23 protein-coding genes are annotated in these 25,434 nt (G+C 72.6%); 14 read left to right on the plus strand and 9 right to left on the minus strand.

Annotated elements, in window-relative coordinates:
- Nucleotides 1–19: 19 nt before the first annotated feature.
- From AOQ37_RS18735 to AOQ37_RS18745, 3 genes are all read right to left on the minus strand, one after another.
- The gene (locus tag AOQ37_RS18735) at nucleotides 20–1,444 is read right to left on the minus strand and encodes an MFS transporter (RefSeq protein WP_062645705.1); all 1,425 of its coding nucleotides are present in this window, start codon (nucleotides 1,442–1,444) and stop codon (nucleotides 20–22) included.
- Complete coding sequence (locus AOQ37_RS18740; protein WP_078890260.1) at nucleotides 1,437–3,350, minus strand: glycoside hydrolase family 15 protein; 1,914 nt, start codon at nucleotides 3,348–3,350, stop codon at nucleotides 1,437–1,439. Before AOQ37_RS18740 ends, AOQ37_RS18735 begins: the two co-directional genes overlap by 8 nt.
- Before the next feature lie 857 nt (nucleotides 3,351–4,207).
- Nucleotides 4,208–5,404: a hypothetical protein gene (locus AOQ37_RS18745; protein WP_062645706.1), complete on the minus strand. Its 1,197-nt coding sequence runs from the start codon at nucleotides 5,402–5,404 to the stop codon at nucleotides 4,208–4,210.
- 114 nt (nucleotides 5,405–5,518) lie between these two features.
- Here AOQ37_RS18745 and AOQ37_RS18750 point away from each other — a divergent pair, with 114 nt between their 5' ends.
- From AOQ37_RS18750 to AOQ37_RS18765, 4 genes are all read left to right on the plus strand, one after another.
- A complete protein-coding gene (locus AOQ37_RS18750) occupies nucleotides 5,519–6,274 on the plus strand; it encodes a ZIP family metal transporter (protein WP_062645707.1) in 756 nt (251 codons plus the stop codon).
- 242 nt (nucleotides 6,275–6,516) lie between these two features.
- Nucleotides 6,517–8,133 (plus strand): PP2C family protein-serine/threonine phosphatase, encoded by a 1,617-nt coding sequence (locus AOQ37_RS18755; protein WP_374701514.1) that lies wholly within the window; start codon nucleotides 6,517–6,519, stop codon nucleotides 8,131–8,133.
- Nucleotides 8,133–9,221: a cobalamin B12-binding domain-containing protein gene (locus AOQ37_RS18760; protein ID WP_062645709.1), complete on the plus strand. Its 1,089-nt coding sequence runs from the start codon at nucleotides 8,133–8,135 to the stop codon at nucleotides 9,219–9,221. Before AOQ37_RS18755 ends, AOQ37_RS18760 begins: the two co-directional genes overlap by 1 nt.
- Nucleotides 9,218–9,637 (plus strand): STAS domain-containing protein, encoded by a 420-nt coding sequence (locus AOQ37_RS18765; protein ID WP_062645710.1) that lies wholly within the window; start codon nucleotides 9,218–9,220, stop codon nucleotides 9,635–9,637. The genes AOQ37_RS18760 and AOQ37_RS18765 overlap by 4 nt, the downstream gene beginning before the upstream one ends.
- Before the next feature lie 70 nt (nucleotides 9,638–9,707).
- On the opposite strand, the gene AOQ37_RS18770 is transcribed toward AOQ37_RS18765, so the two are convergent.
- From AOQ37_RS18770 to AOQ37_RS18780, 3 genes are all read right to left on the minus strand, one after another.
- Complete coding sequence (locus AOQ37_RS18770) at nucleotides 9,708–10,055, minus strand: hypothetical protein (protein WP_062645711.1); 348 nt, start codon at nucleotides 10,053–10,055, stop codon at nucleotides 9,708–9,710.
- 87 nt (nucleotides 10,056–10,142) lie between these two features.
- Nucleotides 10,143–11,210, minus strand: a complete 1,068-nt coding sequence (locus AOQ37_RS18775) for a dipeptidase (RefSeq protein ID WP_062645712.1) — start codon at nucleotides 11,208–11,210, stop codon at nucleotides 10,143–10,145.
- Entirely contained in the window at nucleotides 11,207–12,538 is a 1,332-nt protein-coding gene (locus AOQ37_RS18780; protein WP_062645713.1) for an amidohydrolase family protein, read from the minus strand. Before AOQ37_RS18780 ends, AOQ37_RS18775 begins: the two co-directional genes overlap by 4 nt.
- 142 nt (nucleotides 12,539–12,680) lie before the next feature.
- Between AOQ37_RS18780 and AOQ37_RS18785 the strand changes: the two genes are divergently transcribed.
- The 6 genes from AOQ37_RS18785 to AOQ37_RS18810 all read left to right on the plus strand — a co-directional run bounded on the left by AOQ37_RS18785 (nucleotide 12,681) and on the right by AOQ37_RS18810 (nucleotide 18,429).
- Complete coding sequence (locus tag AOQ37_RS18785) at nucleotides 12,681–13,460, plus strand: IclR family transcriptional regulator (RefSeq protein WP_062645714.1); 780 nt, start codon at nucleotides 12,681–12,683, stop codon at nucleotides 13,458–13,460.
- On the plus strand, nucleotides 13,457–14,428 hold the full coding sequence (locus AOQ37_RS18790) for an ornithine cyclodeaminase family protein (RefSeq protein WP_062645715.1): 972 nt from the start codon (nucleotides 13,457–13,459) through the stop codon (nucleotides 14,426–14,428). The genes AOQ37_RS18785 and AOQ37_RS18790 overlap by 4 nt, the downstream gene beginning before the upstream one ends.
- A 288-nt stretch (nucleotides 14,429–14,716) precedes the next feature.
- Nucleotides 14,717–15,157, plus strand: coding sequence for a DUF485 domain-containing protein (locus tag AOQ37_RS18795; protein ID WP_062645716.1), 441 nt, complete (start codon nucleotides 14,717–14,719; stop codon nucleotides 15,155–15,157).
- Entirely contained in the window at nucleotides 15,154–16,764 is a 1,611-nt protein-coding gene (locus tag AOQ37_RS18800) for a sodium/solute symporter (RefSeq protein WP_062645717.1), read from the plus strand. The genes AOQ37_RS18795 and AOQ37_RS18800 overlap by 4 nt, the downstream gene beginning before the upstream one ends.
- Nucleotides 16,765–16,951: 187 nt before the next feature.
- The gene (locus tag AOQ37_RS18805) at nucleotides 16,952–17,545 is read left to right on the plus strand and encodes a hypothetical protein (RefSeq protein WP_159401355.1); all 594 of its coding nucleotides are present in this window, start codon (nucleotides 16,952–16,954) and stop codon (nucleotides 17,543–17,545) included.
- A gap of 122 nt (nucleotides 17,546–17,667) precedes the next feature.
- Nucleotides 17,668–18,429, plus strand: coding sequence for a bestrophin-like domain (locus AOQ37_RS18810; RefSeq protein ID WP_062645719.1), 762 nt, complete (start codon nucleotides 17,668–17,670; stop codon nucleotides 18,427–18,429).
- Nucleotides 18,430–18,611: 182 nt separating this feature from the next.
- Here AOQ37_RS18810 and AOQ37_RS18815 read toward each other — a convergent pair whose 3' ends face one another.
- Nucleotides 18,612–19,250, minus strand: coding sequence for a nucleotidyltransferase domain-containing protein (locus AOQ37_RS18815; protein WP_062645720.1), 639 nt, complete (start codon nucleotides 19,248–19,250; stop codon nucleotides 18,612–18,614).
- 125 nt (nucleotides 19,251–19,375) lie between these two features.
- On the opposite strand from AOQ37_RS18815, the gene AOQ37_RS18820 reads away from it, so the two are divergent.
- Complete coding sequence (locus AOQ37_RS18820; RefSeq protein ID WP_062645721.1) at nucleotides 19,376–19,909, plus strand: cupin domain-containing protein; 534 nt, start codon at nucleotides 19,376–19,378, stop codon at nucleotides 19,907–19,909.
- An 86-nt stretch (nucleotides 19,910–19,995) separates the two neighbouring features.
- Here the strand turns inward: AOQ37_RS18820 and AOQ37_RS18825 are convergent, their stop codons facing one another.
- Both AOQ37_RS18825 and AOQ37_RS18830 read right to left on the minus strand, forming a co-directional pair.
- Nucleotides 19,996–20,421 carry an SRPBCC family protein gene (locus tag AOQ37_RS18825; RefSeq protein WP_062645722.1) on the minus strand — a complete coding sequence of 142 codons (426 nt, stop codon included), beginning with the start codon at nucleotides 20,419–20,421 and terminating at the stop codon, nucleotides 19,996–19,998.
- A gap of 147 nt (nucleotides 20,422–20,568) precedes the next feature.
- Entirely contained in the window at nucleotides 20,569–21,138 is a 570-nt protein-coding gene (locus tag AOQ37_RS18830) for a TetR/AcrR family transcriptional regulator (RefSeq protein ID WP_062645723.1), read from the minus strand.
- A gap of 91 nt (nucleotides 21,139–21,229) precedes the next feature.
- Here AOQ37_RS18830 and AOQ37_RS18835 point away from each other — a divergent pair, with 91 nt between their 5' ends.
- The 3 genes from AOQ37_RS18835 to glpK all read left to right on the plus strand — a co-directional run bounded on the left by AOQ37_RS18835 (nucleotide 21,230) and on the right by glpK (nucleotide 25,382).
- Complete coding sequence (locus tag AOQ37_RS18835) at nucleotides 21,230–22,705, plus strand: MDR family MFS transporter (RefSeq protein WP_062645724.1); 1,476 nt, start codon at nucleotides 21,230–21,232, stop codon at nucleotides 22,703–22,705.
- A gap of 289 nt (nucleotides 22,706–22,994) precedes the next feature.
- A complete protein-coding gene (locus AOQ37_RS18840) occupies nucleotides 22,995–23,840 on the plus strand; it encodes an MIP/aquaporin family protein (RefSeq protein WP_062645725.1) in 846 nt (281 codons plus the stop codon).
- A gap of 24 nt (nucleotides 23,841–23,864) precedes the next feature.
- Nucleotides 23,865–25,382: a glycerol kinase GlpK gene (gene glpK / locus AOQ37_RS18845; protein ID WP_062645726.1), complete on the plus strand. Its 1,518-nt coding sequence runs from the start codon at nucleotides 23,865–23,867 to the stop codon at nucleotides 25,380–25,382.
- Nucleotides 25,383–25,434: the final 52 nt, after the last annotated feature.

Genomic DNA, 25,434 nt, shown 5'->3' on the forward strand with positions numbered 1-25,434 from the left:
GTGACGGCGGGCGGGCCGTCTACTCGGTGGCTCTCGTGGTGGCGCTCCGAGAGCCACGCGCGTCCGGGGGCTCCGTTCCGCGGGGCAGCAGGGCTGCCGCGGCCAGGCCGGCGAGACCGATGACGGCCAGGGTGATCATCGCGGCGGCGTAGGCGCCCTTGCTGAGACCGGCGACGAGGATGGTGCCGGCGATGGCCGTGCCGAAGGACGAGCCGAGGTTCGAAACGCTCCGGGACAGCCCCGAGATCTCCCCCTGCTGCTGCTCGGGGAAGCTGGACTGGACGACGTTGACCGACGGCGTCAGCATGACGCCCAGGCCGAGGCCGATGAGCAGGAGGCCGGGGACGAAGGCCCACGCCGTGGTGAAGCTTCCGGCCAGGGTGATCAGGACGACCACTCCGGCGAGGGAGAGGACGAAGCCGGCCATGATGAGCGTGCGCTGAGGGTGTCGGCGGGCCAGCCGCTCGGCGGCCAGGGAGGTGGCCAGCAGGCCCAGGGTGGCCGCCGTGAAGACGACCCCGGTCCGCACGGCGTCGTAGCCGCGCACGACCTGGAGGTAGGCCGCCACCGTGAACGACGTGCCCATGAGCAACAGCCACTGGATGTTCTGGGTGACGAGTCCGAGGTTCGACGTGCGGTTGTCGAACAGGCGCAGCGACAGCAGCGGTTCCCCGCCGGACGCCTCCTTGGCGCGGGCGGAGCGGAAGAACCACCAGAGCACGAGTGCGCCGAGGACCAGCAGCCCGATCATGAGCCAGACGTTGTCGTCGGCCGCCAGGATGCCCGTGACGACGAGGACGAGGCCGACGGCGGAGAGGACCGCGCCGGCAATGTCGAAGGAGCGGGTCGGATCCGGGGGCAGCGGGTCGTCCATGCGTCGGCTGAGGAGGACGATCACCGCGATCACCAGGGCCTGGAACACGAAGGCCGCGCGCCAGCTGATGGCGGTGGTGATGAGTCCGCCGATCAGTGGCCCCGCGGCGGCGCCGATGCCGCCCAGTGCCATGACGACTCCGAACGCGCGGGCGCGGGAGGTGACGTCCGGGTAGAGGAGGGTGGTGAGGATGTAGACGGGTGGGATGAGCAGGGCGGTGCCGATGCCTTCCAGGATCGAGTTGCCGAGGATCAGCACGCCGAGTCCCGGGGCGGCCGCGCTCAGCAGGGCGCCGACGGCGTAGACGACGAGACCGGTCAGGAAGCAGCGCTTGCGGCCGTAGCGGTCGGTCAGCTTGCCGCCGGGGATCATCAGCGCCGCCATCACCAGCAGGAAGACGGTGATAGCCACCTGGACGCCCTGGACGGTGGTGTCCAGGTCCTCGCTGATGTCGTTGATCATCACGTTCATGTTGGAGCCGGCGAAGCTGCATATGAACTGGGCGAGGGCGAGGGCCGCGAGCGCCTGTCGACGCCCCGTGGGCCGCGCGGGCCGCGCCGTGTCATCCACCTGCGTCGCCCCCGCCCGTGTCCTCGTCGGGCACCGTGAGGCCGTGGGTCGCCGGATGCCCGTGGTTGCCGCGGCGCGGGCCGGACTGCGCCTTCTCCAGCTCCTCGTCGAGCGCCATCGCCGCGGTGACGAGGGCGAGGTGCGTGAACGCCTGGGGGAAGTTGCCGAGTTGCTCGCCCGAGGGGCCGATCTCCTCGGCGAAGAGGCCGACGTGGTTGGCGTAGGTGAGCATCTTGTCGAAGGCGTGGCGGGCCTGGTCGAGCCTGCCGCTGCGGGCGAGTGCCTCGACGTAGAAGAAGCTGCACAGGTTGAAGGTGCCTTCGGAGCCGCGCAGGCCGTCGGGCGACGCGTTCGGGTTGTAGCGGTAGACCAGGCTGTCGCTCACCAGTTCCTCGTCCATCGCGTCGAGGGTGCTGAGCCAGTCCGGATCGTGCGGTGAGACGAAACCGACGCGCGGCATGAGCAGGAGCGAGGCGTCCAGGACATCGGTGTCGTAGTGCTGCACGAACGCCTGCCGCTCGTCGTGCCAGCCGTGGTCGACGATCTGCTGGAAGACCGCGTCGCGCGCGCCGGTCCAGCGGGCGACGTCGGCGGGACGGGAGAACCGGGTGGCCGCGCGGACTCCGCGGTCGAAGGCCACCCAGGTCATCAGGCGGCTGTAGGTGAAGTTCTGGCGGCCGCCCCGGGTCTCCCAGATTCCTTCGTCGGGCTGGTCCCAGTGGTCGGCGAGCCAGTCCAGGACGCCGCTGAGTGCTCGCCAGCCGCGGATCGCGCCGATGTCACCGCCGACGATCAGGGCGTCCGACGCCTCGCCGTAGATGTCGAGCTGGAGCTGGCCGGCCGCCGCGTTGCCCGCCCGTACCGGACGGGATCCCAGGTAGCCCTCCAGATGGTCGAGGGTCTCCTCCGTCAGGTGGGGATCGCCGTCGACGCGGTACATGATCTGCAAGGGGTCCCCCGAGGTGAGGCGACCGGCCTCGATGCGCTCGCGCAGCCAACGGCGGAAGGCGTGCGCCTCCTCCTGGAAGCCCAGGTCGATCAGGGCTCTGACGGACAGCGACGCGTCACGGACCCAGGTGTAGCGGTAGTCCCAGTTGCGCTCTCCGCCGATCTGTTCGGGCAGCCCCATGGTGGCCGCCGCGATGGGTGCCCCGGTGGGGGCGTACGTGAGCAGTTTGAGCGTGATCGCCGAGCGGTTGACGATGTCCTGCCAGCGGCCCCGGTAGGTGCAGGAACGCAGCCACGACAGCCAGTACGTCCGGCACGTCTCGAGGGCGTCGGCGATCCCGTCGAGGGAGGGATGGGGCGGGGCGGGGTCGCCGCTCGCCGTGCTGGTCAGCACGACGGCGGCCGCCTGGCCGGCGGACAGGGTGAAGCGGGCGGTGATGTCGCTGCCGTCGGCGAGGAGCGTGACGCCGGCGGTGGACTGGAGATGCAGGTCCGTTCCGGGGCCGCGGAAGAGCACGGAGTGATCACCGGTCCGCGAGAGCGTGTGCGGGGCGCGGCCGTAGTCGAAGCGCGGCCGGCAGGTGAGGGCGAAGGGCACACTGCCCCGGACGACCCGGGCGACCCGCACCAGACGGTGCGTGTCCGTCGGGTCGGGGGAGTCGATCGGCACCATGAAGTCGGCCACCTCGCCGACTCCGTCGGGTGCCATGAAGCGGGTGATCAGGACGGCCGTGTCGGAGAGATACAGCTGCCGTACGGTCATGCCGTTGCCGTCCGGGTATTCGGCGGCGAGACGGCAGTGTCCGCCGCGTTCGCTGTCCAGGAGCGAGGCGAAGACGCTCGGCGAGTCGAAGCGGGGCGTGCACCACCAGTCGACGGTGCCGCCGGACGAGACCAGGGCGGCGGTCTGGAGATCGCCGACCATGCCGTGTTCCGCGATGGGCGGGTACCGGTTCACAAGATCTCCCTGCTCGGTCCGACGCACTGCGGCAGTTCGGACAGGACCACTTCCGCGCGCGCCCTGCCCTCGTCGAGCGTCCGCCCACACCCCGACCGCCGCCTCACCCCCGGCGGGTGAACCCGCCCCGCCGACCCGCCGGACCACAGCGGAGGGCCGGGGAGGCCGGGCGGCCGGGAGGCCGGTAGGCCGGGAGGCCGGGAGGCCGGGAGGCCGGGAGGCCGGGAGGCCGGGAGGCCGGGAGGCCGGGAGGCCGGGAGGCCGGGAGGCCGGGAGGCCGGGAGGCCGGGAGGCCGGGATGCCGGGAGGCCGGGATGCCGGGATGCCGGGAGGCCGGGATGCCGGGATGCCGGGAGGCCGGGAGGCCGGGATGCCGGGATGCCGGGATGCCGGAGGCCGGGAGGCCGGGAGGCCGGGAGGCCGGGCGGCCGGGAGGCCGGGAGGCCGGGCGGCCGGGAGGCCGGAGGTTGGGAGGCCGGAGGCCGGGCGGCCGGAGGTTGGGAGGCCGGAGGTTGGGAGGCCGGAGGTTGGGAGGCCGAGAGGCCTGGAGACCGCGAGACCGCGAGACCGGGAGACCGGGGCCCGGGAGACCTGGCAGCCGGGGGCCGAGAGGCCTGGCGGCCGGGGAGGCCGGGGGCCGGGAGGGGGCCGGGCCGGAGGCCGGGAGGGGGCCGGGAGGCCGCCGGGCCGGAGGCCGGGAGGCCGGGGCCCGGGCAGCCTGTCGACAGGAGACCGGGCAACCGGGAGACCGAGCAGCCGAAAGGCCGGGCAGCCCGGAGGGCCGGGAGACCGGGCAGCCGGAAAGCCTGACAGGCCGGGGGGGCCGGGGGCCGGGGCGGGGCCGACCGGGTGGTTTGCTACTCGGCGCTGGTCGGCGACGGTGACGCCGCTGTGGCCGGGGATGTCGAGGCGGACGGCTCGTCGGGGTCGTTGAACCCGGACAGCCGCAGGGTCAGCAGGGCCGTCAGTCCCGCCAGGACACCGAAGGTGAGAGCGGCCGGGACGCCGTTGCCCAGCTCGGAGAACCGGTGCACGGGCCCCCACACGTCGGCGGTGTCGTCGAGCGCCATGTGCAGGACCTGGCTCACCAGCAGTCCCGAGACCGTCGCGCAGACCCCGCCCACGGCCATCGCCGGGGCGGTGGTCCGGGTCAGCAGACCGGGGAGCAGCCGCAGCGACCACCACACCGCGGCCAGCATCAGCACGTCGACGGTCCGGTACAGCAGCCAGTCGCCGAACGCCCCGGCCGCCGGGCCCGTCCAGGCGCCGAGCAGCAGCCACTGGCGCAGCAGGTCGCCGGGCTCGGACAGCAGGCCCCCGCCGCCGAACGAGGTCTGGATGCGGGCCGCCACCGACTGGTGCGACAGGACCACCAGGGACACCGCGACCACCGCCGTCCCCGCACTCGCGGCCAGGCGGGCGGCGCGCGACGGCACGGTCCGCCGGGGCAGTGGCTCCGCACCCTTGTCGGTGAGACGTGCGACGAGCACGGTGAGCAGCGCGGTCAGCAGGCCCGCGAACACCGTGACCGGTCCGCTCGACGCGATCACCCCCGCCAGCTGCGGCAGGATCCGGTAGCTGCCGTGCCCCCGGGAGGCGATCAGCCACGGCGCGGAGACCGTCACGGCCAGCTTCGCGGCCACCGGGGCCCAGGCCCACAGCGAGAGCAGCAGGGCCGGTGCGCGGCGCCGCGCCGGAGGGATCCGGTGGATCAGCAGCAGCGCGCCGGCCAGGAAGAACACGAAGAGCGCCACGAACCTGATCTGCATGGCGGTGGCGTACAGATCGGCGTACCGGGTGCTCCCGGTGAGGGCCGCGCCCGCGCCCGCCGTCCCCGCGGTCCCGGCCCCCGTCCCGTCCGACAGCGAGCCCGTCGGCGGGTCGTACGACCAGGGGGCGAGCCAGCGCCGGAGTTCGACCACCGACTTGATGTCGAACACGCTGGTGGTGGCGCGCAGTTGGAGCGCCTGCTCGCTCGCCCCCGCCCACCACAGCAGCAGGGTGATCACCAGGCCGCCGGTCAGTGCCGGTATCGCCGCGCGCCGAAATGTCATGGTGCCTTCCCCCGTGCCGATCCTCGATCGGTGCGTGTTCCGATCAGTCGAAGATTAGGGGGTGGTGATCGCCGGTGACCGTTGATCCAACCCGGAGCGGGTAGCGGGTCCGGCATGGCTGAAGTGGTACAGGCTGGGTTGTGGGGATTGGTGGCGGGATCGGCGCTGCTGCTCGGTGCCGCGCTGGGTTACGGGCTGCGGATCCCGCAGAAGGCGATCGCGACGGTGATGGCCTTCGGTGCCGGGGTGCTGATCTCGGCGGTCTCCTTCGAGTTGGTCGGCGAGTCGTACGACCAGGCCGGGCTCGCTCCGGCGGCCGTCGGCACCCTCATCGGCGCCGTCGCCTACACCGGGGGCAACGTGTGGCTGGCCCGGCGGGGTGCCCGGCACCGCAAGCGCTCCGGTCACGCGCAGGGGCAGCCCTCGGAGGCCGAGCAGGGCGGGTCCGGGACGGCGCTCGCGCTCGGCGCCCTGCTCGACGGGGTGCCGGAGTCGGCGGTGATCGGGGTGAGCCTGCTCGACGGCGGCGCGGTGAGTCTGGTCACGGTGGCCGCGGTGTTCATCAGCAACGTTCCCGAGGGGCTGTCCAGCTCGGCGGGGATGAAGAGGGCCGGCCGTACCAGGGGATACGTGTTCGGCGTCTGGTCGGCGATCGCCGCGGCCGGCACGGTGTCGGCCGTCCTCGGTTACACGGTGGTCGGCTCCTTCTCCCCCGCCGTGATCGCGGCGGTCACCGCGGTGGCGGCCGGGGCGATCCTCGCCATGGTCGCCGACACCATGATCCCCGAGGCCTTCGAGGACGCCCACCTGGCCATCGGGCTGATCACCGTCTGTGGCTTCCTCGTCTCCTTCGCCCTGTCGCACGCTTGACCGCCGGGTGAGGCGCGCGGGGGCGGGCGCTCCGCGGGCAGGTGGTGACATGGTGGGGAAAGCGGCCGGTCGTTGCGCAGGTTCGGCGGATAAGGGATGGTTGCCGGACGGCAATCTTCCCGATCGACAGAGAGGTGGTGGGGTACGCGCGATGCGTTCCCCCGCTTGTGACTTCTTCTCCAGCTCCCTCCGGCAGTGCACGCGCGGGCGTCGGCACGGCGTGGAGTGACGCTCCCTACCCGGTGCTCGTCGTAGGCCGCGGCGGGGTCGTCGTCGGGACGAACGACGCCGCGCGCAGCCTGCTCCTGGAACCGGCCCAGGAGAACACCGCGCCGAACACCGCGGAGATCCTCACGGCGGGCGGCCGCATGCCGCGCTGGCTCGCGGAGGCGCACGGCCGCCTCGAGTCGACCGGGACACCTCCGGGTGCCGTGACGGGCGAGGTGGCGGGCCGTACGTTCCAGGCCCATCCCTCGCCCACCGAGGACGGGGACGTGGTGTGGTGGCTGGTGGAGGACACCGATCTCCGCCTGGCCGAGCAGGCCCTGCACAGCGAACGGGAACGAGCCGCGCTGCTGGCGGACATCTCCGGTGCGCTGCTGTCGTCGCTGAACGTGGACCGCTGTACGGAGGTGACGGCACGCATGGCCGCTGATCATCTCGCCGACGCGGCGGTCATCGTCGCGCCGTCTCAGGGGCGCCGCCATTCGCTGACCCACGCCCAGGTGGGCGGTGAGGTCACCCAGGTCATGGTGCCGATCGACGCGGGTTCGGTGCCCGGACTGGCGGAGGCGCTGCGCGGCTTCCCGCCGGTTCCCACCCGGTGGATCGACCCGGCCGACCTCCCGGACTGGGTGGTACCCCCGGGTTTCGACCGTCCGATCGGGTCGGTGATCGTGACGCCGCTGCCCGGGCACGGGATGCCGGCCGGGGTGCTGATCCTGCTGCGCTCCAGCACGCACCGCGCGTTCACGGACGGCGAGGAGGTGTTCGCCCGGCTGTTCGCCGCGCGGGCCGGGGCCGCGCTGTCGGCGGCGCGCCTCTACGCCGAGCAGGCGTCGATCACGGCCACGCTGCTGCGTGAGCTGCTGCCGCCGCGGCTGGAGCGGGTGCACGGTGTCGAGTACGCCGGGGCCTACCGGGCGTCGCAGGACCACGAGCGGGTCGGCGGCGACTTCTACGACGTCCACCCGGGCGCGGACCCCACCGAGGAGACGTTCGTCGTCCTCGGAGACGTGGCGGGCAAGGGGCTGGAGGCCGCCGTCCTGACCGGGAAGATCCGCAGCGTGCTGCACGCTCTGCTGCCCCTGTCGGGTGACCATCAGCAGGTGCTCGGCCTCCTCAACGGCGCACTGCTCAACTCCCACCACACCCGGTTCGCGACCCTGGTGCTGGCCTCGGTGCGGCGCCGGGCCGATCAGGTCCGGCTGCGGCTGACCAGCGCCGGGCACCTGCCTCCGCTGATCGTCCGCGCCGACGGCCGGGTGGAGGAGGCCGCCACCAGCGGCACGCTCGTGGGGGCACTGCCCGACGTCCACATGCGCAGCGTCGAGGTCGTGCTGGCGCCCGGGGAGACCTGCCTGCTGTACACGGACGGGATCACCGAGGCCCGCGGCGGCCCCCTGGGCGATCAGCTCTACGGTGAGGCGCGGCTGCGGGAGGCGCTGCGCGAGTGTGCGCGGATGCCGGCCGAGGCGGTGGTCGAGCGCGTGCAGATGCTGGCCGCGCAGTGGCTGGACAGTGACCGCCACGACGACATGGCCACGCTCGCGATCACCAACCCCGTCGGCGGTCACGGCTCGCCGCACGTCGTCGTGGACGGGCCCGCGGACCGAGGCCCGCACGGGAAGGAGCTGTGATGGCGGCCGGTGCGGTCGACACCACGCTGCGAGGACTGTCGGATCGCCTGTGGACGGCGGTGATCGGCCGGGACGAGCCGGCCGCGCTGCGGCTGGTGGCCGAGGCGGCCGACGCGGGAGCCGACGGTGAGGCGCTGCTGCTGGACGTGGTCGCCGGCGTGCAGCACCGCGTCGGCACCGAGTGGGCCGCCAACCGCATCACCGTGGCCGAGGAGCACGCCGCCAGCGCGATCACCGACCGGGTCATCGCAGCCCTGGCCCAGCACCGCTCCGGGCCGCCGCCAGGCTCCCCGGGGCGGGGCCGGGTCACGGTGGCCTGCGTGGACGGCGAATGGCATGCCCTTCCGGCCCGGTTCCTGGCCGAACTCCTCACCCTGCGCGGCTGGCAGGTGGACTTCCTCGGCGCCCGCACACCCACGCCGCGACTGATCGCGCACCTGCACGGGACTAACCCCGCCGCCGTGCTGCTGTCGGTCTCGATCCCCACACACCTGCCGACGGCGCACCAGGCGGTCACCGCGGTGCAGTCCCTCGGCATCCCCGTGATGGTCGGCGGCGCCGCCTTCGGCGCGGACGGCCGGTACGCCCGCCTCATCCAGGCCGACGCCTGGGCGCCCGACGCCCGCGCCGCAGCGGACCTCCTGGCCGGGGGTCTGACCGGGCACCGGACCCGGCAGCGGCAGCAGATCGACGACCTGCCCCATCTCGCCGACCAGGAATACACCTTCATCCGGCGGAGCCGTGCCGTCCTCGTCCGGCAGTCGCTGGCCGCCCTGGAGGACCGCTGGCCTGCCATGCGGTCCTACTCCACGGCGCAGCGGGAGCGGACCGCCGAGGACCTCGCCCACATCGTGGACTTCCTCGCCACCGCCCTCTACGTCGACGACGCGGCCCTGTTCACGACGTTCACCACGTGGACCGCGGACATCTTGACGGCCCGCCGGGTGCCCGCCGCCAGTCTGCGGCTCGGGCTGGACATCCTGGCCGATCAGCTGCACGACTACCCGCGCGCCCTGGGCTTCCTCGGGGCCGCGCGCGACACCCTGCCCGCGATGCCCACCGGCCCCGGCTCGGAAGTCGACGCATGACCCCCTGTCCGCCGCCCGAGTTCTCCCTGGCCGTCCAGGCCACCGACGCGCGCACGCTGCGTCTGGCGGTCCACGGCTGTCTCGACTACGACACCAGCGACGAGTTCACGCCCGCGGTGGCCGAGTTGCTGGACGCGCACGCCGACCGGCACGGGCCGGCCCTGCGGCATCTGCATCTGGACTGGGCGGAGCTGACCGCCGTCGACTCCAGCGGGCTCTCCGCCCTGCTCGGCCTGCGCCGCCGCACCCACCCGGCCGGCATCACCCTGCATCTGGACCACCAGCCCGCCCACTTCACCCGCCTGCTCGAAGTCACGGGCGTCGCCGCCCACTTGACCCAGCACGCGCAGCCCCCGGATTCCCCTGCCGCGGCGCGGGCGTCCGGCCGGAGTGCCACGGCCGCTCCTTCGCCGTGAACCGGACGGCGAGCGGCCCGCCCCCGGCAGGGGTACGGGCCGCTTCGGTCGGTGCTCGGATCCGGGTCGGTCAGTGGCCGGATCCGTGTCGGCCGCCCAGCTGGTCGCGGTGGCGCGGGTCGCCCAGGTAGGTGTCCGCGTCGAAGACGGGTGCCGACTTGGCCTGCGCCTTCGTCCGGGACAGCTGCACGATCCGGGCGTCGTGGTCGATGCCCAGGACGGCGTTCGCCGGGATCACCACGTCCTTGCCGAGAACCCACAGGCCGGTGTGCACCACCAGGAAGCGCGGACCGAGGTCCCTGGAGTACTTGCTGACCTTGCCGACGTGACCGTCCGTGGCGTCGACCTGGTATCCGGTGAGGTCGTCGTCCGGGGTGTGGCCGGCGGTCGGCACCTGGTGTGCGCGGTATTGGCTCACGATGTCCTCCCTGTCGTCCTGCTCCTGCGTGTGCCCGCTCAGGCGCGGGACAGGCGTGCGGGATACATCACGGCCTACGGTGCGGGGCTACGCCGTCCACACCCGTTCCGCGTAGTCGAGGAAGTTGCGCCCCATGATCTTCTCGATGCGGCCGGCGGAGTAGCCGCGCTGCTCCAGCAGCCGTATCAGCTCGCGGAACTGGTCCACGCCCCGCAGGTCGACCACGAACGGGTAGGTGTCCGCCCGTTCGCCGGCCGCGGAGACCCCGGCCTCCCGGCGCTGCGCCACATGCTCGGCCAGCCGCGCCCGGTAGGCGTCGAGGTCGTCGATCGCGGTGACGGGACCGTCGGTGCCGATACCGACGTGGTCCTCTCCGCAGACGTCCACGGCGTGCGCGATGTGCTCGACGACATCGGCGGCGCGCGCGTGCCCGGTGGGGCTGAGGAACGGCATGAAGTAGATGCCGACGAAGCCGCCGCGGGAGGCCACCAGACGCAGTTCCTCGTCGGTCTTGTTGCGGGGCAGGTCGGTCAGGGCGCGGCATCCGGTGTGGTTGACGGACACCGGGACGCGGGAGTGGGCGGCCGCGTCCAGACAGGTCCGCTCGCCGCTGTGCGACAGGTCGACCATGAGGTGGTGGTCGTTGAGCGCGTCGACCACCTCGCGTCCGAAGGCGGTCAGCCCCGTGGCGGCCGGTGCCGTCGAGCCGCCGCCGAGATGGTTGGCCTGGTTGTAGGTCAACTGGACCACGCGTACGCCGCGTTCGGCGAAGGTGGCGACCCGGCCGGCGTCGTCCCCGATGGCCACCGCGTTCTGGAACCCGTAGATGACGCCGACCCGGCCGTCGCGGGCGGCCGTGCGGATGTGCGCGGCGGTGGTGACCTTCAGCAGGTCGTCCGGGTGGCGGTCGATGATGCCGTCCCAGACGTCGATCTCGTGCAGGGTGTGTTCGTACGGCGGCAGGTCGCCCATCACATAGCCCAGGGTGATGTTGACGGCGGTCAGGCCGGAGGCCTTGGCTTCGGCCAGGGTCCGGGCGTCGACGGTGTACTGCTCGCTGGTCGGGTTGAGGTCCGCGGCGGCCCGCATCGACCGGGGGGCGTTGGGGTTGTCGAGCTGTCCCAGCGCGTTGACGATCAGGGGCGTGGTGGTCAACGGGTCTCCCGGGACGAGGTGGTGGCGTAGGCGGCGCGCGGGAAGCGGCGGCCCCGCTTGACGGTGAGGGTGATGGTGCGCAGGTGGTCGATGTCGGCCAGCGGGTCCTGCGCGAAGACCGCGAAGTCGGCGAGCTTGCCCGGCTCGACGCTGCCCGTCCGGTGTGCGGTGCCGGCGCTGCGGGCACCGACCAGGGTCGCGGCGCGCAGCACCTCCGGGGCCGGGATGCCGCACCGCTTCACGAGGAAGGCGAGTTCCTCGTACAGGGCGGGGAACGGCTCGCCGGGAGCGGTCTCGTAGTCGGTACCGGTGGCCAGGGCCACGCCGGCCCGGTGTGCCTGCGCCGTGAGGGCGACGGCCAACTCGGTCTGCCGCAGGGCGCGTTCGGTGCTCTCCGGGTCGTCGCCCGACAGCTCCTCGCTCGCCCACATGCCGGCGGTCGCGTCCAGGACTACGTCCTGTTCCCGCATCCGGGCGAAGAGCGCGTCGAGCCGCGCGTCCCGGCCGGTGACGAGGCTTTCGTGATCGACGGCCGGCTTGTCCTTGTAGCTGGTCAGCGGCTCCTTGGCGGCCTCGTGGGCCAGCAGGGTCACATGCGAGACGGTGTCCACGCCGGCCGCGACGACCTCGCCGGGTGTGGCGGGGAAGACGGCGGCGTGCGCCCACACCGGGATGCCCTGGCGGTGCGCCTCGGCGGTGATGGCGGCGACGAGGTCCGCCTCCAGGTCGGCGTAGACCTTGATGGCCGACGCGTAGGTTCCCCGCGCCAGGGCCACCGCGAGCTTGAGGTCGGTGGCGTCGGTGACCGCCTGCATCCAGGGCACGTGTCCGGGCACGGCGCCCTGGGTCACCTGGTGGGTGCGGGGGTCGTCGAAGAAGCCCGGGCCCGCCATGAGCGCCGCGTAGTGGATGTCGGGGGCGGCGATCTCGCCCACCAGAGCGGCCCGCGCGAGGTCGCCGACCTGACGCAGGTCGTCCGCCATGTCCCGGACGGCCGTCACCCCGCTGTGGACGAGCCGGCGCAGGACCGCCTCGGCGGCCGGACGGTCGGGCGGCGTGGCGAGGTGCTGGTGGGCGTCGACGAGGCCGGGTGTGACGAAGTGACCGGTGAGGTCGATGACTTCGGCGCCCTCGGCGAGGGCGGCCGCCACGTCCGTCTCGTCGGCGACGGACCGGATCACGGAGCCGTCGGCGACGAGCGACACGTCGGGACGGGGCGCGCTGCCCGTCCCGTCGAAGAGCGTGAAGCCGCGATAGACCGCCAACTCGCCGGACTCGGGCGGCGCGAAGGGCTTCGCCGCCCCGGAACTCTCGTTCGTCAAGGTCACCACTCTCGATCTGTTACGCTCTACGTAACAAGTCTCTCGCCAGTCGAAACAACCGGTACCCTACCCTCGAATCCCGGCGCCGGACACGCCCGCCGGGACGTCGGTCGGGTCATCCCGGTCATCCGGGAAGGGAAGGGTTTCGATGCCGCAAGCGCCCACAGCGCCGCAGGCGACACGCACGGCCGTGGACAAGGCGCTGGACCTGGTCGAGGCCGTCGCCCGGGCCCCCCGGCCGCCCCGGCTCACCGACCTCGCCGACGAGGTCGGCCTGCATCGGGCCACCGCCTACCGCGTCCTCGTGGACCTCGTCCGCCGCGGCTGGGTCCTGCGCGTCGACGACCGCTACCTGCCGGGCACCGCCGTCCTGCGCCTGTCGGCCCGGGCGGCGCACCACTCGCTGACCTCCCTGGCCCGTCCGGTGCTGGAGGACCTCTCCGCGCGCACCGGCATGATGGTCAACCTCCAGGTCCTGGAGAACGACGGCTCCCGGGTGGTGGACGTGATCCGCCCGGACCGCCTGGCGATGATCAGCACGCTCCGGGACGAGGCGCTGCCCGTGCACCGGTTCGCCGGGCCTCTCGCCCTGGTGGCCGCCCTGCCCCCACCGGCCCGCGGCCCCTACCTCGCCGTGGCGCGCGCGGCCGGACATCCGCTGGACGGCGAGGCGGGTCTGCTCGCCGACCTCGAGCGGACCGAGGCCGACGGGTTCGCCGTCGAGCACGGCCGCAACGAGCAGTTCGTGGCTTCCCTGAGCCGCGCCGTGGTCCCGGTCCCCGGGGCGCCGGTGTGCGCCGTCACCGTGGTCGGCCCGGACGCCGAGATCGACGAGCCGCGCCTGCGCCGCCTGCGCGAGGAACTCGCCTCCGCGGTCGACTCGCTGCGTGACCTGCTGTCCGGCCCGGGCACGGCGAGCGGCGCGTGAACGACGTCCTGGTCCTCGACAAGGCGGCCACCGCGGCCGCCCTCGACCCGCGCCGCCTGATGGCCGCCGTGTCCGAGGCGCTCGTCGCCGTGGCGCGGGACACGGTGTCCGCCCCGCCCCGGATAGCGGCCTTCGCCCCCGGCGGCCTGCTGGGCGCCATGCCCGGCCATGTGCCGGGCCTCGGCCTCGCCGCGAAACTCGTGTCGGTGTTCGCCGACCCCGCCCGTCCCGGCCGCAGCACCCACCGGGGCATCGTGGCCCTCTTCGACCCGGAGGACGGCCGTCCCCTGGCCGTGATGGACGCCGAACCCGTCACGGCCTGGCGCACCGCGGCGGCCGCCACGCACAGCGCCCTGGCACTGGCCGGGCCGGGACCCGTGGTGGTCGTCGGCACCGGCGCCCAGGCCCGGGCCCAGGTCTGTCTCCTCGCGGCACTCCGCCCGGGCGAACCGGTCACCGTCGCGGGCCGGGATCCCGAAGCGGCCCGCGCGCTGGCCGCCCTGCACCCGGCGGGCCGTGCGGCGGACGGCATCGAGGTCGCCGTGCGCGAGGCGGCCACCGTGTACTGCTGCACCGGCGCCACCCGGCCCGTCCTGCGGCGCGCGTGGCTCGCTCCGGGCACCCACGTCAGCTCGGTCGGCGGCTCCCACGGGCCCGAACTCGACGACGACACCGTCCGCGACGCCGCGCTCTTCGCGGAGTGGCCCGGCGCCGCCACGACTCCCCCGCCCTCCGGCGCCCACGAGCTGCAAGGCCCGGCCGGGGGCCGCGACATCGTCCTCCTAGGCTCCGTCCTCTGCGGCGAGGCCCCCGGCCGGACCTCCCCGGATCAGCTCACCGTCTTCAAGTCCACCGGCCACGCGGCCCTGGACGTGGCCGCCGCACACGTCGTCCACCGCACGGCGACCGGCCGTACGGCGACCGGCCACGGTACGGACGGCCCCAGGACGGACGAGCCGGCCCTCTGAGGCGTCGCCGAAACAAGCCGCCGGCAGCCCCACGGACGGCCCCCGCCCCCGTTCGAACGATGCGACCCGCGCTGCCCGGCACAACACCGTCGTGCCCCCTCACCACACCCGTCACTTCCACAACATCCGAGGTCAGAGCGCCGCAGCGGTCCTCACCAGGGAGTTCACGGAAGTCTCTGCGCGCGGTCCGACACCCGCATAGCGTGCGGGCACCCGAACACACGCACCGCTCCCCACGTACGCGCGGTCCGCACCCCTGGGGCCCACGACCCAGTAGGAGATCCTGGGATGTCCTCCGACAGCTCCGACTTATACCCGGCGCGGCACCTGCCCGCACGGCACGCCTCCTCCGCCGCAGCCCCGCGGTGGGCCGCCGCCGCCCCGTACGAAGAGACCCGCCTGCCGGCCCCCGTGCGGTCCGTGGCCGGCACCCACCGCGACCTGCGCCGGCTGCGCCGGGCCTGCCGCTGGCAGCGGCGCGTCGCCACGTTCGCCGCGCTCGGCTACTTCGCCGCCTTCCTCACCCTCACCGTAGAAGCCCCCTCCGTCATGACCCGCACCGCACCGGGCGGCCTGCCCACCGGACTCCTCCTCGCCCTGGTACAACTGCCCGTCACCTGGCTGGCGGTCCTCCTCTACGAGTTCACGGCGCGCCGCTACGTCGACCCGCTGGCCCGGCGGGTGCACGGCCGACCCCGTCCCGTCCCGCGCGAGGAGCCGCGGCCGTGACGGATTTCGACGGCTCCGCGCAGTCCTGGTCCCTGGTGGCGTTCTCCAGTGTCGTGGCCCTGACGCTCATGCTGTGCGTGCTCACCGGCCCCGATCGCGACGACCTCGACGAGTTCTACACCGGATACCGCTCCTTGTCGCCCCTGCGCAACGGCCTGGCCATCGCCGGTGACTACATCTCCGCCGCCACCGTGCTCACCATCGGCGGCGTGATCGCGCTGTGCGGCTACGACGGTGTCGTCCTGGCCCTGAGCACCGTGCTGTCCCTGCTGCTCCTGATGGTCCTCCTGGCCGAACCGCTGCATCACACCGGCCGGTTCACCATGGCCGACGCCCTCGGCAGACGGCTCCCGGGCCGCGCGGTGCGCATCACCGCCTGTGTGGTCACCCTCGCCTCGCTGGTGCCGATGATGGTCGTACAGCTGGCCGGGGTGGGTCAGTTGCTGGCGTACGTGCTCGGATTCTCCGACGGCGCGATGCGGACCGGCTGCGTCGTCGGGGCGGGCACCCTGATGATCAGCTACGCGGCCATCGGGGGGATGCGGGGCACCGCCCTGATCCAGATCCTGAAGACCGTGATCCTGCTCGGGTCCGGACTGATCGTCGCCGGACTCATCCTGCACACCTTCGGCTGGAGCCCGCGGACCCTGTTCCAGGCCGCCGCCCACGGCAGTGGCGCCGAGCAGAACTTCCTGCGCTACGGCCTTCAGTTCGCCAACGGCCCGCACCGCGGACTCGACATGGTGAGCACCCAGTGCGCCATCGTGCTGGGCGGCGCCTGTCTGCCGCACGTCACCATGCGGATGTACACCGCCGGCAGCGCTCCCCAGGTGCGCCGCGCGATGTCCTGGGCCATCTCCACGGTCACCCTGTTCATCGCCGTGATCACCGTCATCGGCGTGGGCGCGACGGCCCTCATCGGGCGGACGGGCGTCGCCGGGGCCGACCCGCGCGGCAACACCGCCTATCTGCTCGGCTCGCGTGCCGCGTTCGGGATGCATCTCTCCCGCCCGGAGAGCCTGCTGTTCGCCACCGTCACGACGGCGATCTTCCTGACGCTGCTGGCCTCCGTGGCCAGCATGACGCTGGCCTGCGCCAACTCGCTGGCCCACGACATCGCCGCGGCCCGACCGAACGTCTCGGCGCTGCGCGAGATGGCGCTGGCGCGGCTGGCCGCCCTGGCGGTGGGACTGCCCGTCATCCTGCTCGCCGTGCTCGCCCAGCACCGCAGCCTCCAGCCGCTCGCCACCGTCTCCTTCTGCCTCGGCGCCTCGGCCATAGCCCCCGCCCTCGTCTACAGCCTCTTCTGGCGGCGCTTCACCCGGGCCGGTCTGCTGTGCACGCTCATCGGCGGCTCGGTCAGCGTCCTCGTCCTGATGACCGGCACCAACCTTGTCTCCGGCTCGCCCGGATCCGCGTTCCCCGAAGTCGACTTCAACTGGTTCCCCTTCACGACCACGGCTCTCGTGTCGGTACCGGCGGGATTCCTCTGCGGCCTGCTCGGCACCCTCCTGTCCGGCCGGAAGGCGACCGCGCGCGAACGCGAGCGCTACGCCGCCATCGAAGCCGTCCTCCTCGCCGGACCGCCGACTCCCCGCAGCCGCTGACCCGCCGGCAGGTCATGGGCCGCGCGGGGGGCCGCGGGGCCGAACGCCGGGCGCGGCCGTGTCCCCGCGCCGAGCATGATCGTTACTCCCGTTGCCGAACGGCCACCGCCCGGTGAGCGCGTCGGCGTCCACTCGTGCGTGCCCGCGTCCAGGGCACGCCCCTCGTCAGCGGAGAGGAACAGCCTTGGTGAGCGGCTGGATCACCGTCGGTCTCGGAACCGCCGCCGCGCTCTGCCCGCTGCCGTGCGCCGGCGGACCCGCGGTCGTCGTCGACACCACTTCCCCCACCCCCCACGTGGTGGTGTGCTCCGCCGACGGCTGGGTCGAGGTCGGCGGCTCCGCCCCGCAGCGGCCCGCCGCGCCTTCGTCGTCACCGCCCACGCCACGGCCGTCGCGCGAACCGGACCCCTCGAAGCGGACACCAGCGGCGGCACGGACGCCTCGCCCGGCCGACGTCCCCCCGGCCGGGCCCTCGTCGACGCCCCCTCGTCCGCGTCCCGCCGGGCGGCGCGAGTCCGCGCCGGAACCGCCGCCCGAGGCCGCCGGCGTCGTCGCCGACCCGCCCGCACCGGCACCGGCGCCCGCACCCGCTCGGGCACCCGACCCGACGCCCCGCGCCGCGCTCTTCCGCTGGGTGCCGCGCTTCCACTACGGCGGTGGTTCGGCTCGTCCGGCACCCGCCGGTCTGTCCACCACGATGACCACCGTCGTGATCACCACCCCGGCCATCCTGGCCGCCGCCGCGCTGCGCCCGGGCTCCCGACGCCGGAACCGCGGCTGACCGCCCAGGCCCGAGGAACCGCCCGCCCCACAGCACCTCCCCCTCACACGTTCATCCCCTCACCCGCTCACACGCTCATCCCCCACTGCTCATCTCTCATCTGCTCATCCTGGAGTCCTGCTGTGCCGGAATGGCTGATCTACACCCTGGCCTGCGCGCTGGTCTGCGCCTTCGTGGTCGCCGCCACCGTGATGCGCCACCGCCGTGTGGCGGACGACGAGGACACCTCACAGACACCCGACGTGCTCGAGTACATGGTGATGATGGTCGGCGTCGTCTACGCCATCGTCCTCGGGCTGGCGATCGCCGGCGTCTGGGAGGCACGCGGGGCCGCCGAGGACACCGTGCAGCGCGAGGCCCAGGCCCTGTACGAGATCGACCAGCGGTTGGACGTCTATCCGGCCTCCTTCCACACCCAGGTCCAGCAGCACATCGACGCCTACGCCCGGCACGCCGTGACCGCCGAATGGCCGGCCATGGAGGACGACGATCCGATCGACGCCACCGGGGGCCGGCTGCTGACCCGCATCCGCAGCGACATCGCGCACCACACGCCCTCCGACGAACTCCAGGCACAGGCGTACCAGCCGCTCCTGGACCAGGTCGCCGCGGCCGACGACGCCCGCCACCAGCGCCTCGACAGCGCCGGCAGCACCCTGCCGGGGGTGGTCTGGTTCGGCCTGATCGCCGGTGGGATCGTCACGCTCGGTCTGCTCTACGCCCTCCAGATCCGCCGCTCCGCACGGGAGTTGATGCTGGCCACCGCGTTCAGCGCCCTGGTGGTGTTCCTGCTCTTCCTGGTGTGGAGCTTCGACGCTCCCTTCGGGCACTCCGGCACCGACTCGGCCCAGCCACTGCAAGAGCTGTACGCGAGCACGTCCTGAGGCTCATGAGCCGTCGCGGTCCTCGCCGCGCGGCAGGGCCGGTTGCCGGTGGTCGAGGGGGCTCCGACCTTCGCGTACGAGGCCCGCTGCCGGAGTCACGGTTTCGGCTACGTACCCGTCGGTCAGAACCGAGCCTCGACCTCCGTGACGGCCTCGAGGAGTGACGCGGACGTCCCGCGCCGCTACCCCGTCAGCTCCGCCAGCCAGGGATGCCCGGCGTGCACCCGCTCCAGCCACTCACCGAGGCGAGCGCGCCGCGCCGGGTCCAGCAGCGGCAGCGTCCCGTCGAAGTCCGCCTGGTCCTTGGGCCGCGTCCCCTTCGCCTTGAACAGGAGCACCACCTCCGGCACCAGGTAGGGGATCCCGTCCGCCGTCCGCTCGACGATCGCGTCGTACGGCAGCCGCAGACTCCCGTCCCGCCGACAGATCCAGGTCTCGCCCACGTGCGGCTCACGAAAGACGTCGAACAGGTACCGGCCGCTCACCGGATCACGGAGCCAGGTCTGATGTGTGGCCGCCAGTGCCTCGGCTCCCGCTGCCGCCCAGACCCGTCCCGAACCCACCGCGTCCCACACGTACTCGGGGAAGCGGTCCCGGATCCTCGGGAATCCCGCCACGGGCACCGCGATCTCCAGATCACCGTGCGGCCGCGTCTGCTCACCGCGGAACAGATCCAGTGCCCACCCGGCCGCGACGCACCAGGGCGTGCCCACCCCGGCCAACCGCTCCGCCACCCGCTCCGGCCGCCAGGCGTCCGCCCACCGGGCACGCAGTTCGTCCGCGTCGGGCTCGACGCCGCCGGGCGGCCGCGGTTCGGTCATCGCCACAACCTGTCCGCGGCGCGTGTGTCCGTCCGCCCCCTGCGGCGAGTGGAGCGGATTGACCCACGATCCTGACCCCGAAATGCACCCCGGCACCGGTCGATCCACTCCCTAGAGTCGTACGCATGACGACGAAGAACGAGACCACGCAGAGCTCCCGGACCGCCCTGACCAACGGCTTCGCCCCGGTCCTCACTCGCGCGGCGGACGCCGAGACGACCCGTGACCCCAGCAGCGTCATGACACTGCTCGCGGACTCCGATCACACCGGCGGACGGCTCACCGGCTACCGCTCGACGTTCGCGGAGGGCGCGGTCGGAGCACCCGCCCACCTGCACACCGCCGCGTCCGAGGCGTTCTTCGTGATCGACGGAGCGCTCCAGGCACTGGTGGGCGAGGAGATCGTCGTCCTGGAGGCAGGCGACTTCCTCGTCGTACCGCCGCACACCCCCCACGCCTTCGCCGCGGCACCCGGCAGGACGGCCGACGTACTGTTCGTCTTCACCCCGGGCGCGGGCCGCTTCGACTACCTGCGGCTCCTCGGCCGGGTGATGCGCGGCGAGGCCGACCCGCAGGAGATCAAGGACTCCTCGGAACGCTTCGACAACCACTACGTCGACAGCCCGGCCTGGCGCGAGGCACTCGCCGCACGCGGCTGAGGCCACGGCCCGGGGACCGCGGCCGCACGTCGCGGGTCCCGCTCCCGACCGGTGCCGGACACGGGTACGCGGCAGCAGTGTCCGGGTCAGGCGGCGGCGGCTGTCTCGGCCAGCTTCTGGAACTCGCCGAGGTCGTAGTTGGCCAGTGCCGAGTCCAGATTGGTCAGCGCGCCGACGCGCTCGACGAACCCCTTGGGGTCGTACTCGATCTGGAGCGTCACGCGGCTCGTCGTCTCGCTGAGCCGGTGGAAGGTGACCACACCCGCGTGGTGGACGCCCTCGACGGTGTGCCAGGCGATCCGTTCCCGCGGCACGACCTCGGTGAGCTCGGCGACGAAGTTCTTGTCGGCGCCGGGCAGTTGCAGCTGCCAGGCGAAGCGGCGGTCGTCGAGCCGCTCGACCAGCCGTACGTGGCTGAGGAAGGACGGCCACCGGGTCACATCGCTCCACAGTTCCCACGCGACAGCGACGGGGGCCTCGATATCGACCGTTTCCACGAGGGACGCGGACATGCGGTACCTCTCCTCCGGTTGGTCGGGCGTCGGCCCGAGGGTTTGCGATGCGGAGCGGATACCCGCGAAGGGGCGGCACACACGACGCGCCGCGACGGGGGACTCCCGAGGGGGCCGGGGTGCGCCCCGTCGCGATCGGCGCGCCGGTCAGCGCACCAAGGGGAGGAAGACCGTGTCGACGATCTCCTCGAGGACGCGCTCGGGTACGGGGGCGAAGCTGGTGAGGATCTCGTGGCGCAGCAGGTCGAAGGGCAGGGCCTTGACGCGTTCGGTGAGGCGGCCGCGTTCGATCTCGCCCCGGTCGACGGCGCGGTCGTAGAGCACGTCGAGGGCTTCCTTGCGCCCCGTGGCGAGGGGGTCGCGCAGCTCGGCGGTGCAGGTGCCGGTCTCCTGGTGGTAGCCGGCCAGTTGTGCGCTCATGACGGTGATGAGCGGGACACGGGTGGCGTTGATCTCCCGCATGAGGGTGAGGACGTCCTCCCGCAGGCTCCCGGTGTCGGGGGTGTCGAGGCGGTACCCCCGCAGCGTGTGGACGATGGCGGCGCGGACCAGTTCCTCGCGGTCCGACCAGCGGCGGTAGAGGACAGGCGGGCTGGTGCCCGCCCGCCGCACGACGGCGTCCATGGTGAACCTGGCGTAGCCGTTGGCCGTGAGTTCGTCCCAGGCCGCGTCGAGAAGCGCCTTCTCCAGTGCCGCTCCGCGGCGTCGCTCGGGCATCCGCCCTCCCTTAGATAGATTTGCCTATCTTATTCTATCGCTCTACCCTGACAGCCGTAAGATAGAACTTTGTATCTTAAGGTGGCTGTTCATGAGCACTGCCGACCGGGCCGGTTCCGCGCCCGCCGCGGTGGACCCCGACCGCATCGACCCCGCCGTGTGGCGCACGGCCTTCACCGTCCTCGTGGGCGCCCTCGCCGTCGTCTTCGACACCACCATCGTCAGCGTCGCCCTCGACGACCTGGCCGGGGACCTCGATGCCCCGCTGTCGACCGTCCAGTGGGTGAGCACCGGCTATCTGCTGGCCATCTTCGTCACCATCCCGCTCGCCGGCTGGGCCCAGGCGCGGGTCGGCGGCAAACGCCTGTGGATCGCCTCCCTGAGCGTGTTCCTGCTCGGCTCGATCCTGAGCGCGCTGGCGTGGAGCTCGACCAGCCTCATCGCCTTCCGCGTCGTCCAGGGCGTCGCGGGCGGCATCATGATGCCACTCACCGTCACGCTGATCATGCAGGCCGCCAAGGGCCGCAACATCGGCAAGGTCATGGCCGTCATCACCGTCCCCACCGCGCTCGGCCCCGTCCTGGGGCCGGTTCTGGGCGGTCTCGTCCTGCATCTGGCCGACTGGCGTTGGCTGTTCCTCGTCAACATCCCCTTCTGTGTCGCCGGCTGCCTGCTCGCCCGGCGCGACCTGCCCGACGACCGTCCGGCGCCCGACGGCCACCGTCCCCGCCTGGACGTCGTCGGGCTGCTCCTGCTGTCCCCCGGCGTCGCCGCCCTGATCTACGGCCTCTCCCAGGTCGGGGGCGGCACGGGCTTCACCGGTGCCCGGGTCCTCGTCCCGGTGGTCGGTGGACTCGCCCTGATCGGCGTATTCGTCGCCTGGGCGCTGCCGCGGGACGGCGCGCTGGTCGACCTGCGGCTGTTCCGCCACCGCGCGGTGGCCTCCTCCTCCGCCCTCGTCTTCCTGGCCGGCCTGTCCCTGTACGGGGCGATGATGCTGCTGCCCCTGTACTTCCAGCAGGTCCGCGGCGAGGACGCCCTCGGCGCCGGACTGCTGCTCGTCCCCCAGGGCGTCGGCGCACTCGTCGCCCGCGGCCTGGCCGGCCGGTACACCGACCGCTTCGGCCCCCGGCGGGTCGCCATCGCGGCGTTCACCTTCGTCACCGCGGCCGGCGTGCCGTTCGCCTTCGTCACCGCCGACACCGGCGAACCCCTGCTCATGGCCGCACTGTTCGTCCGCGGCATCGGCCTGGGCGCCGCCATGATCGCGCCCAGCGGCGCGGCCTACGTCGGCCTTCGGCACGAGGAGATCCCGGACGCCAGCATCATCACCCGCGTCGCCCAGCAGATCGGCGGCTCGATCGGCATCGCCGTCCTCACCGTCGTCCTCCAGCGCAGCGCCGGGGACGCCCGCACGCCCGAGGCCCTGGCCCACGGCTTCGACGCCGCCTTCTGGTGGTCGGTGGCCTTCACCGCCGTCGCCGTCCCGCTCTGCCTGCTGCTCCCGAACCGCCCCGAGCCGGAGGCCGTCCCGGGGCGCGCCGACACCACGCGCTCACGGCGATGAACGTCCGCTCCGTACCTCAACTGCGGTGAACTCTTCTCATTGCCGTCTCGTCGGGCGATTCCCGAATTCCGGCATCGCGGTTTTCGGGAGCCGTCGAAGGGGCGATTTCTCCCCTGTTCTCAGCGGCGCGTCACATGACGTTCCCGAAGGTGCTGTCGTCCGGACGAACCCCCGGCCGCCTGCGCATCCTTCCTTCTGTGCGCTTACCCCATGATCGCCTTATGCTGTTGTGCGGGAGAGCTCGAGCAGTCGACGTGCCGGCTCCGTGCCGGCGGGAAGCGGGCTTCCAATGGCTGACAGACTGAAAAGGCTGGGGTTGGTCGGCGAACTGTCGGCCGAGTTCGTCGGCACCATGATTCTCATTCTCTTCGGCTGTGGCGTGGTGGCCCAGGTGGTCGCCGGTGGAGCGCTCACGACGCCGGCCGGAGGACTCGGAAACCACGACAGCATCGCCTGGGCCTGGGGCCTCGGCGTCACCCTGGGTGTGTACGTCGCGGCGCGGCTCAGCGGCGCTCATCTCAATCCGGCGGTGACGGTCGCCCTGGCCACGTTCAAGGGCTTCCCGTGGCGCAAGGTGGCGCCCTACGCGCTGGCCCAGACCGCGGGCGCGTTCGTGGCCGCTCTCATCGTGCGGTGGAACTACACCGAAGCGCTGGCGAAGGCCGACCCCGGACACACGATCAAGACACAGGGCGTGTTCTCCACGCTCCCCGCCAACGGCAATCCGAACCTGCCGGTCCACGAATGGGGCGCGTTCCGTGACCAGATCATCGGCACCGCGATCCTGCTCCTGCTGATCCTGGCCGTCACCGACCTGCTGAACACACCGCCGGGCGCCAACCTGGCTCCGTTCATCGTCGGTCTCATCGTCGTGGCCATCGGCATGGCGTGGGGAACCAACGCGGGGTACGCGATCAACCCGGCACGTGACTTCGGCCCCCGATTGGCCAGCTTCTTCACGGGCTACGGCACAGCATGGCGAGATCAGTACGGGAATCTCTATTTCTGGGTGCCGATCGTCGGTCCCCTGATCGGCGGCCTGCTCGGCGCCGGCCTCTACAAGGCCTTCATCGGCCGGTTCCTGCCGACGGCGGAGCCGGAACCCCCCGGCCGTGTTCCGAGCCCCGAGCAATGACACCCACAGCAGAGGCGGCAATCCATGGCTGACTTCGTGGGCGCGGTGGACCAAGGCACCACCAGCACCCGATTCATGATCTTCGACCACTCCGGCAACGAGGTGGCGAAGCACCAGCTGGAGCACGCCCAGATCCTTCCGCGCTCGGGGTGGGTCGAGCACGACCCGGTGGAGATCTGGGAACGCACCAACTCGGTGATGCAGAACGCGCTGCGGCACGGCAACCTCTCCCCCGAGGACCTGGCCGCGATCGGCATCACCAACCAGCGGGAGACCACCGTGGTGTGGGACCCGCGCAACGGACGTCCCTACTACAACGCCATCGTCTGGCAGGACACCCGCACCGACTCCATCGCGGCTGCCCTGGAACGCTCGGGCAAGGGCGACGTCATCCGCCGCAAAGCGGGGCTGCCCCCGGCGACCTACTTCTCCGGCGGCAAGATCCAGTGGATCCTGGAGAACGTCGACGGCGTCCGCGCGGCGGCCGAACAGGGCCACGCCCTCTTCGGCAACACGGACGCCTGGGTTCTGTGGAACCTGACCGGCGGCCCCGACGGCGGTGTCCACGCCACCGACGTGACCAACGCCAGCCGCACCATGCTGATGGACCTGGAGACCCTCGACTGGGACGACGAGCTGCTGGGCTTCTTCGACATCCCCCGGCAGATGCTGCCCACCATCAGCGCGTCCTCCCACCGCGAGGCGTTCGGCGTGACCCGCACCTCCCGGCCCCTGCGCGCCGCCATCCCCATCACCGGGGTGCTCGGCGACCAGCAGGCGGCCACGGTCGGACAGGTCTGCTACGCGCCGGGCGAGGCCAAGAACACCTACGGCACCGGCAACTTCCTGGTCCTCAACACCGGTACCGAGCTGGTCCGTTCGCAGCACGGCCTGCTCACCACCGTGGCGTACCGGTTCGGCGACAGCCCGGCGGTGTACGCCCTGGAGGGCTCCATCGCCGTCACCGGGTCCGCGGTGCAGTGGCTGCGTGACCAGATGAAGATCATCAACGATGCGGCGGAGAGCGAGACGCTGGCGCGCACCGTCGAGGACAACGGCGGCATGTACTTCGTTCCCGCCTTCTCGGGCCTGTTCGCTCCGTACTGGCGCTCCGACGCCCGCGGCGCGATCGTGGGTCTGGCCCGCTTCAACGACAACGGCCACCTCGCCCGGGCGACCCTGGAGTCCATCTGCTACCAGAGCCGCGACGTGGTCGAGGCCATGGAGCAGGACTCCGGAGTCCACCTCGACGTGCTCAAGGTCGACGGCGGCGTCACCGCCAACGACCTCTGCATGCAGATCCAGGCGGACGTCCTCGGCGTACCGGTCAGCCGACCGGTCGTCGCCGAGACCACCGCGCTCGGCGCCGCCTACGCGGCGGGTCTGGCGACCGGATTCTGGCGCGACACCGACGAACTGCGCACGCACTGGCAGGAGTCCAAGCGCTGGGAGCCCCAGTGGTCCGAGGACCGGCGCGCGGAAGGGTACGCGGGCTGGAAGAAGGCCGTGGAGCGGACCCTCGACTGGGCCAAGGTCGAATAACCCGACGACAGCAGGCGCCGCCCGAGAGCATCGGGCGGCGCCCGCCCGCGAG

The organism is Streptomyces maremycinicus (assembly GCF_001184025.1).
Lineage (GTDB): Bacteria > Actinomycetota > Actinomycetes > Streptomycetales > Streptomycetaceae > Streptomyces > Streptomyces maremycinicus.